The 1,908-nt window shown below is 45.9% G+C and carries 1 protein-coding gene; it reads right to left on the bottom strand.

The genetic code is table 11. The annotated features are described in order from the left end of the window. Positions 1 to 106 precede the first annotated feature (106 nt). Positions 107 to 1,654, bottom strand: coding sequence for a bifunctional pantoate--beta-alanine ligase/(d)CMP kinase (locus tag PX636_RS17030; protein WP_288117982.1), 1,548 nt, complete (start codon positions 1,652 to 1,654; stop codon positions 107 to 109). Positions 1,655 to 1,908 lie beyond the last annotated feature (254 nt).

Below are 1,908 nucleotides of genomic sequence, written 5' to 3'. Positions count from 1 at the left end.
GCATTAATAGCAAGACAAACGCGATCGAGTATTTCTCGATCAAATAAATGCACACTGGCAAGATCTCCTCGTAGATAAGAAATCAAAACATCAGTATCTAAAAAAACTAGAGGCTTCTCCATTGATTTTCTTCTCCTTGATGATAAAGAGCAATGATTTTTTCTGTGACTTCTGTAATAGTGAGATGATCGGTATTAACTTTGATCGCATCTGCGGCTTTTCGCAGGGGTGCTAGGGAGCGATTACTGTCCAAATAATCCCTTTTTTCAATCTCTTGGGTTAATTCTGCGAGACTAATCCCCCCATTTCCCTGCGCTTCTAAGTCTTTTAATCTCCTTCTGGCTCTTTCTTCGGGTGTCGCTGTCAAGAAAATCTTTAATTCCGCTTCTGGGAAAACATTAGTACCAATATCCCGACCTTCCACAACTATTCCCCCCGACATTCCCATCTGTCTTTGCAGGGTGACTAACTGCTGTCGCACCGCTTTTTGAGCGGCAATTCTGGACACTTGCGAGGTAATTGCGGGAGAGCGAATCTCTAAAGTCACATCCTGCCCGTTAATCTTCACTATAGTCACATTTTCGGGATTATCGGCCGGAATTATTGCTATCTTCGCTAAAGATAATAACTCGGCGATGGCCGCTTCTGCGGACAAATCCAGACCGGAATTCACCACTAACCATGTCACCGCGCGATACATCGCACCGGTATCGAGATAGGTTAACCCCAATTTTTCCGCTACTAAGCGCGTTACCGTCGATTTTCCCGCTCCAGCAGGTCCATCAATAGCGATAACTGGCCGACGTTGACGCAAGATTATATTATCAATTAAACGGGTTTGACCGATCGATCCGGCGATCGCTAATAAGCCCTCTGTCTCGATCTGCTCGATCGGTTGTAAACTCTGGGGATGGACTAAATCCAGATACTGAGGGCGAAATTCTGGCACTCTGTCGAGATTTTTTTGCACAATAGCCAGTAATTTTTCCCTTTGTCTTTCCCCTAAACGAAAACTTTCGAGAGCTAATTGCAAACTTTTGACGATAATTGTCGCTTTTTCCCTTTCTGCGGCCGATAGATACTGATTGCGAGAACTAACTGCTAATCCCGATGTTTCTCGCACTGTAGCACAAGCGCGAATCTCGATCGCTAAATTTAAATCCCTGACTAATTGCCGGATAATCGCTAACTGTTGGGCATCCTTTTCGCCAAAATAGGCGATCGTCGGTGCAATAATATTAAACAACCGCGTGACAATTGTGGCTACTCCCTGAAAATGTCCCGGACGAAAAGCACCACATAACCCGCTAGTCAGAGAAATCGGGGGAACAACTGCGGTTATCTCCTCAGAATTACCAATTCCTAAAGTTTCCGCACTGGGAGCAAAAATAGCAGCAACTCCCAAAGATTCACACAGTTGGCGATCGCTGTCAAGGCTGCGGGGATAGCGAGAAAAATCCTCTGTGGGGCCAAATTGTAGAGGATTAACAAAAATACTGACCACAGTTACCTCCGCTTCCGTCACTGCGCGTCGAATTAGACTAGCATGACCTTTATGGAGAGCGCCCATGGTTGGCACGAGGGCAATGCTGCGATCATGGCGATAATCAGCCAAAAAAGTGCGTAAACCGGGGATTGTTGTGAATATTTGCACAGGGTTCACTCCTTTAATAGCCTATTCCACTACTATTCGCCAGGGGATGCTGCCCGATGATCGATTCGGCTGCTTCCGGGGAATCGGCTTTAAATAATAACATCCCATCGCCTCTTTCTAGCCAATGATTCCCTTTTTGCCTCCTGTCCTGTCTTGAAAGAGGGTGTAGGGTGTAGGGTGTGGGGTGTAGGGAAAGAAACCTCTTTCATCTGTGGGGGTGAAAATTTTTTCATCGGGACTGACTTGATTAAACG

Source organism: Microcystis sp. M53598_WE2, from assembly GCF_030067735.1.
GTDB classification, from domain to species: Bacteria; Cyanobacteriota; Cyanobacteriia; order Cyanobacteriales; family Microcystaceae; genus Microcystis; species Microcystis aeruginosa.
Note: the sequence above shows the minus strand (reverse complement) of the source record. Positions and strands in the feature narration are given on the sequence as shown.